The sequence below is a fragment of the Hyphomonas oceanitis genome (genome assembly GCF_036964545.1).
Classification (GTDB): domain Bacteria; phylum Pseudomonadota; class Alphaproteobacteria; order Caulobacterales; family Hyphomonadaceae; genus Hyphomonas; species Hyphomonas oceanitis.
On sequence record NZ_JBALTL010000015.1, the window covers coordinates 1 to 6587 of the forward strand.

The following is a 6587-nucleotide window of genomic DNA, read 5'->3' on the forward strand; positions in this document are numbered from 1 at the left end:
CGAAGCGTTCTCATCCCGTTTGTCGCGCAACTCTCATCCTGATTGTCGCGCTGCACTGGACCTGTCCCGGTTTGATTCCGGCCTTGATAGACGATTATCTATTATCAAGGAGACAGGATTATGGGTCAGAGACACGGCGAAGACTTCCAGCGTGAGGCGGTCCGGCTTTCGCTGAGCAGCGGACTTTCACGTAAGCAGGTTGCGGCAGATTTGGGCATCGGGCTTTCGACACTGGGCAAGTGGATTGCGACGCACCGAACCGAGGAGCGGTCAGATCTGCCATCGGCAGACCTTTTGAAGGAAGTCGAGCAACTGCGCCGAGAGAACCGCGTTCTGAAGGAGGAGCGGGATATCCTAAAAAAAGCGACGGCCTTCTTCGCAAGTCAGAAGTGAAGCGGTTCGCCTTCATTGATGCTTGGAAGAAGGTCTGGCCGATTGAGCAGATGTGCCGTGTGTTGAAGGTGACATCGCGGGGCTTTCGCGCCTGGCGGTCGCGTCCGATGGGCAAACGCCAGCGCAAGGACCTTGTGATCCTGGCGCATATCCGTGAGCAGCACAGTCTTGCGCTCGGTAGTTATGGCCGCCCGCGTATGACTGAAGAGCTAAAAGAACTTGGTCTTGCTGTGGGGCATCGGCGCGTTGGTCGGCTCATGAGGCAGAACGACATTCGTGTTGTGCGCACACGCAAGTTCAAGGCAACGACTGATAGTAATCATCAGTTCAACATAGCGCATAACCTGCTTGATCGAGATTTCTCTGCAAGCGCACCGAACCAGAAATGGGCCGGTGACATCTCTTACATCTGGACCCGCGAGGGATGGCTCTATCTGGCTGTCATTCTCGATCTATATTCCAGGAGGGTCATTGGTTGGGCGGTGAGCAACCGCATGAAGAAGGACCTCGCCATTCGTGCGCTTAACATGGCGATCAATTTGCGACAGCCTCCCCCCGGATGCATTCATCATACCGACAGGGGGAGCCAATATTGCAGTCATGACTATCAACAAATCCTGCGCAAGCAGGACTTTCACGCGTCGATGAGCGGGAAAGGAAATTGCTACGATAATGCAGCCGTCGAGACATTCTTCAAATCCCTGAAGGCTGAACTCATTTGGAGACACGACTGGAGCACACGCAGACAAACTGAGACCGCGCTCTTCCAGTACATCAACGGCTTCTACAACCCACGCCGACGGCAATCAGCCCTCGGATGGAAAAGCCCCTTGGCATTCGAACGAAAGGCAGCTTAACTGAGACTCAGGGTCGGAACAAAAGCGTGACAGGTCCATTTCCGCCCTCGGCCTATACGACACGCGGCGGTGTCGGCACGGTTGCCGCCGCTGAACGCGCCAAGTGGTTGATGGAAGAGGATGAGCCATCGGAGCCGGAAACGCAGGATGAAGAAGTTACCGCGTCCGCAAAAGACGAGGACGACAGCGGCGAAGCCCCCCATAGCGAAGCCGCCGAGGACGGGCGGATTGCAGCTTGAGTGCATGAACGAATGGCGCAGATGCGCCGTTCGTTTTTGTTCCCGATTGAAACGGCTGCGCGTTGGCGCTATAATTCAATCAACAAATTTGCGCTGTGGTGGTGGAGGTGAGCGCGTCCGGTGGCTTTTATGCCCAAGGAGGACGCCATGATACTTGCCATAGTTTTCGCGATTGTCGCGATTGCGCTGCTGTGCAAATTGACTTTTAATCTCATTATCTATGCGCTTCCGCTTTATGTGGGAGCAATTGCCGGTTTCGCGCTGCATTCTGGCGGAACCGGATGGTTGGCAAGCGCCGCTGCCGGAATTGCTGCCGCAATGGCCACGCTTGTTCTTGCATATTGGCTTTTGGCAGCGGCAAAATCGCCAATTGTGCAGGCGGTAATCGGTTTGGCCTTCGCGGCTCCCGCCGCTTTTGCCGCCTATCATCTGGTGCATGGTATTGTTGCATCGTCCATGCCATCGGCGATCTGGACCGTGGCTGTGTCAGCTATTGGCGCGGGCGTTTTCGGCATATTCGCCTGGACTCGCGCATTAAGCCTATCACCCACGCCTGCACCTAAACTGGCAAACATCGAATCCCTTCCTTGACAAAGTAAGGATTATTCCTTACATATCGCGCTCGAAAGGAATTCAGCATGGGCGTTGAACTGGAAAAAATCAGCACGATCACGGCCAAGGGGCAGACGACGATTCCCAAAGCGGTGCGTCAGGCACTGGGCGTCGATTTTGGCGGCCGCATTGCCTTTCATGTCGGCGATGGCGGTGTAACATTGTCCCGCGCTGACAACATTGACGATCCCGCCATCGATGCGTTTCTGGGTTTTCTGGCAAAAGACATCAAGCAGCATCCGCAAAAGATCAAGGCGCTTTCGCCCGATCTGGCAAAACGCATTGCCACGCTGACCGATGGCATATCGGTCAATCTCGATGACGAGATTGACGGCGATGTTGCGCTTTAGTCCGTTAGCGCCGCAGCGATGATAACCGTCAATGGCTGGACGCTCTATACCCATCCGCTTTTTCTGGAACAGCTGGAAAAGCTGACCAAGGCGGTAGAAAAGGCGAAAAAGAAAAATCCGAAAGATTATCAAAAATCCGCCAACGCCAAATTGCTCGCCGCCATCCGAAAACTGGCATTTGAGGATATACCGGTCGATCCGGCACGTCCCGAATACCGACAAGGCGGCACCTTGGGCGCGAAACGCAAGCACTGGTTCCGCGCCAAATTTGCCAGTGGGCGGTTTCGATTATTTTTCCGTTACAGCAGCAGCGCAAAAATCATTGTCTATGCGTGGGTCAATGACCAGAATACATTGCGAACCTATGGCTCGAAAAGCGATGCCTATGCGGTATTCACAAAAATGCTGGACAAGGACAATCCACCCGACGATTGGGATGCGCTGATGGCGGCTAGCGTCGATCTGCCAGAATCGTGATTTCCCGCGATAGTCCCACCCGAATGGTTCGGGCAGGGCAATTGCATTGACTGGCCGCTAACTAAAACGTGCATGACCTTCGTATATATTGTCAGCCATCTTCATCGGCGAACTGCCAAAATGATGGGATTGGGATGGCGGCTGGGCTGATCCGTTGAATGGCTCGGCCAGTTCATAATCATGGCGGCAGCGCCAATTTTTTCGCGGTAAAAACGGGCAGGGCGGGATATTCATCTCGCGCAAATTAGGATATCAACTGCGTTGTGGTCCGAAGTCATTCCCACATATTTAGCCGTTAGAGCGCGTTCGGACTTTGCCCGGACAGCGATATTTGCCAGCCGTCGTGCTGGGTTTGGAGCACCATCTGTTCGAGGAGGCGCTGGAGATCGTCAAGGAAGACTCAGGATACCGAAACGATGTCGAGATGACAGAGGCAGATTGGCGCGGCATTGTCACACAGTACAAGGGCATCGTCGAAGTCGAACTGGGCCGCGCATTCCCGCAGGACGTTAGCGAGCAACTCTGGGATGCGATCCGTGCAGTGTTCGATTCATGGGATTCGGACCGTGCCAAGGTCTATCGCCGTCTCAACGACATTCCCGGCGACTGGGGCACAGCTGTCAACGTCCAGGCCATGGTCTTCGGCAACATGGGCGTTACCTCGGCCACCGGTGTTGCCTTCACCCGCGATCCAGCGACCGGCGAGAAGGCTTATTACGGCGAATGGCTGGTAAATGCCCAGGGCGAGGATGTCGTCGCCGGCATCCGCACTCCGCAGTACCTGACGTTAGCTGCCCGCAAACGAGCGGGCGCCAAACCGCTTTCGATGGAAGAGGCAATGCCAGCCAGCTATGGTGAACTAGCTGCGGTGTTCGAGCTTCTTGAGAAGCACTACAGCGATATGCAGGATATTGAGTTCACCGTGGAACGCGGTAAGCTGTGGATGCTGCAGACCCGTTCCGGCAAGCGCACCGCCAAGGCTGCACTCAAGATGGCGGTCGACATGGTCGAGGAAGGCCTGATCGACGAAACTACTGCGATTCGCCGCGTCGATCCAATGGCACTCGATCAGCTGCTGCATCCGACGCTCGATCCCAAGGCACCGCGCGACTTCCTCGGCCGCGGTCTGCCTGCGTCGCCAGGCGCTGCTTCGGGCACGATCGTGCTCGATGCCGACACTGCAGAGAAGCGCGCCGAACTGGGCGAAGCGGTGATTCTCGTCCGCGTCGAAACAAGTCCCGAGGATATCCACGGCATGCATGCAGCCAAGGGAATACTCACTGCGCGCGGTGGCATGACCAGTCACGCCGCCGTGGTGGCGCGTGGAATGGGTCGTCCGTGCGTGTCGGGAGCCTCGGGCCTCTCAATCGACATGAAAACCCGTACGCTGAGGATGGGTACCCGCGAGCTGAAAGAGGGTGACCTGATCACTCTAGACGGTGCGACTGGCGAAATCATGGCCGGCATGGTGTCAACCGTGCAGCCGGAGCTGGCAGGCGATTTCGCGACCTTGATGGAATGGGCCGACAGGTATCGGTGCATGAAAGTGCGTGCCAATGCTGAAACCCCCGCAGACTGCCGCATGGCGCGCGAGTTTGGTGCCGAGGGCATTGGTCTTTGTCGCACGGAGCACATGTTCTTTGAAGCTGGGCGGATTTCTTCCGTTCGCCAGATGATCCTGGCCCAGGACGAAGCAGGTCGCCGCGCCACTCTGGAAAAGCTGTTGCCTGAACAGCGCGCTGACTTCGCTGCGATCTTCACGGTCATGGCCGGCCTACCGGTCACGATCCGCTTGCTCGACCCGCCGTTACATGAATTCCTGCCGAACCGCGACGCCGAGTTTGCTGCATTGTCTGACACCATCGGCATCGGCGTCGACACGCTCAAGCGGCGAGCGGATGAACTGCACGAGATGAACCCAATGCTGGGTCACCGGGGCTGCCGCCTCGGTATTACCTATCCCGAGATCTACGAGATGCAGGCCCGTGCCATTTTCGAGGCAGCCTGCGACGTGGCCGAAGAATCTGGCGACGCACCGGTGCCCGAGGTGATGATCCCACTGGTGGCCACGAAGAAGGAACTCGCGATCCTGAAGAAGCTCGTCGATGAAACGGCGGCGAAGGTTTTCGCAGAAAAATGCCGGACGCTCGACTATCTGGTCGGGACAATGATTGAGTTGCCGCGAGCTGCCCTGATGGCCGGAGAGATTGCGGAGGAGGCAAAGTTCTTTTCGTTCGGTACCAACGATCTGACACAAACCACTCTTGGCGTCAGCCGGGACGATGCGGCAAGGTTCCTCAATCCATATGTCGAAAAGGGCATTTTCCTTCGCGACCCATTTGTTAGCCTCGATATTGAAGGTGTTGGCCAGCTCGTCGAACTTGCTGTTCAACGCGGCCGAGCGACACGTGCCGATATCAAGCTGGGCATCTGCGGAGAGCACGGCGGTGATCCGGTAATCATCCCATTTTTAAGCGGCCTGTTTCCTGGACTTCACGCGGCAAGTTTCAGTTTCATGGCGGGGGTGATTCCGCCGATGCCCATATTGGGGCGTTGATTGTTGTATGACCATAGCCATTTGGTGGCGTGGTTGCGAACCTCCTCCAATGTGTTCCAGATATATTGCCCGAGCCATTCTTGGCGAACGGTACGATTGTAGCGTTCGACATAGGCGTTCTGCTGCGGCTTGCCTGGCTGGATGTAGAAGATGCCGATGCCTCGTTTTGCGGCCCAGGTTTGTAGCTTCCCACTGATGTTTTCGGGGCCATTGTCAACGCGAATGCCCATCGGCTTTCCGCGCCACTCGATGATCTGATCAAGCGTACGTACAACGCGAGCTGCGGGCAGAGAGAAGTCGACTTCGATGGCAAGTCCTTCGCGATTGAAGTCATCCAGCACATTCAGCGTGCGGAACGACCGGCCATCGCCAAGCTGGTCTGCCATAAAGTCCATCGACCACATCTCATTCGGGCGCTCCGGAACCGCCAGCGGCTCTGGCACCTCGCGAACCAGCCGCTTCTTCGGCTTGATCCGCAGGTTCAGCTCCAGTTCGCAATAGATACGGCGTATCCGCTTATGGTTCCAGGCAAAGCCCTTCACATTGCGCAGGAACAGATAGCAAAGGCCAAAGCCCCAGCGCCGGGTTGCATCGGAACTCGCCAGCCTGACCAACCAGTCCGCGATCTCGGCATTCTCATCCGACAGCTTCGCTTCATACCGGTAGCAGGTTTCACTGATGCCGAAGGCACGACACGCCAGTGCAACAGGAACGCCTTTCTTTTGAACAGCCTCTTTGGCCATCTCGCGTCGCTGAGACGGCCTTACGACTTTTTTCCAAGGGCATCCTTCAGCAACTCATTCTGCATCGCCATCTCGGCATACATCTTCTTCAGCCGTCGGTTCTCCTCAGCCATGGCTTTCATCTCAGACAACATCGCCGCGTCCATCCCGCCATACTTGGCTCGCCAGTTGTAATAAGTGGCGTTGCTGATGCCGTGCTCTCGACAAAGGTCTGCAACCGGTACGCCGCCTTCGCCCTGCTTCAGGATCGCCAGTATCTGTGCGTCGGTAAATCTCGATTTCTTCATGTCTCTCTCCGTGCTTTATCAAAGCCGGAGAAGTCCAGTTTTCAAGTCCCTTAATTTCAGGGATGATTACCG

Annotated in this window: 7 protein-coding genes; 6 read left to right on the forward strand and 1 reads right to left on the reverse strand. The window is 56.3% G+C overall.

Annotation, left to right across the window (positions count from 1 at the left end; all coding sequences use genetic code 11):
• Positions 1–120 precede the first annotated feature (120 nt).
• The 6 genes from V7651_RS18565 (at position 121) to ppdK (ending at position 5485) form a co-directional block, all read left to right on the forward strand.
• Positions 121–1250, forward strand: a protein-coding gene (locus tag V7651_RS18565; protein ID WP_119455238.1) for an IS3 family transposase whose coding sequence is annotated in 2 segments (ribosomal slippage) — positions 121–367 and positions 367–1250 — 1131 coding nt in all. Because the reading frame shifts where the segments join, the coding sequence is not laid out codon by codon here.
• A 26-nt stretch (positions 1251–1276) separates the two neighbouring features.
• A complete protein-coding gene (locus V7651_RS18570; protein ID WP_035541271.1) occupies positions 1277–1489 on the forward strand; it encodes a hypothetical protein in 213 nt (70 codons plus the stop codon).
• 147 nt (positions 1490–1636) lie between these two features.
• Positions 1637–2080, forward strand: a complete 444-nt coding sequence (locus tag V7651_RS18575; protein WP_035541283.1) for a hypothetical protein — start codon at positions 1637–1639, stop codon at positions 2078–2080.
• A 47-nt stretch (positions 2081–2127) separates the two neighbouring features.
• Positions 2128–2451, forward strand: coding sequence for a type II toxin-antitoxin system PrlF family antitoxin (locus V7651_RS18580; protein ID WP_035541269.1), 324 nt, complete (start codon positions 2128–2130; stop codon positions 2449–2451).
• An 18-nt stretch (positions 2452–2469) separates the two neighbouring features.
• Positions 2470–2928, forward strand: a complete 459-nt coding sequence (locus V7651_RS18585; RefSeq protein WP_035541268.1) for a type II toxin-antitoxin system YhaV family toxin — start codon at positions 2470–2472, stop codon at positions 2926–2928.
• A gap of 331 nt (positions 2929–3259) precedes the next feature.
• The gene (gene ppdK / locus V7651_RS18590) at positions 3260–5485 is read left to right on the forward strand and encodes a pyruvate, phosphate dikinase (RefSeq protein ID WP_335614015.1); all 2226 of its coding nucleotides are present in this window, start codon (positions 3260–3262) and stop codon (positions 5483–5485) included.
• Here ppdK and V7651_RS18595 read toward each other — a convergent pair.
• Positions 5422–6515, reverse strand: a protein-coding gene (locus V7651_RS18595; protein ID WP_335614016.1) for an IS3 family transposase whose coding sequence is annotated in 2 segments (ribosomal slippage) — positions 5422–6254 and positions 6254–6515 — 1095 coding nt in all. Because the reading frame shifts where the segments join, the coding sequence is not laid out codon by codon here. The genes ppdK and V7651_RS18595 overlap by 64 nt on opposite strands.
• Between the last annotated feature and the right edge of the window lie 72 nt (positions 6516–6587).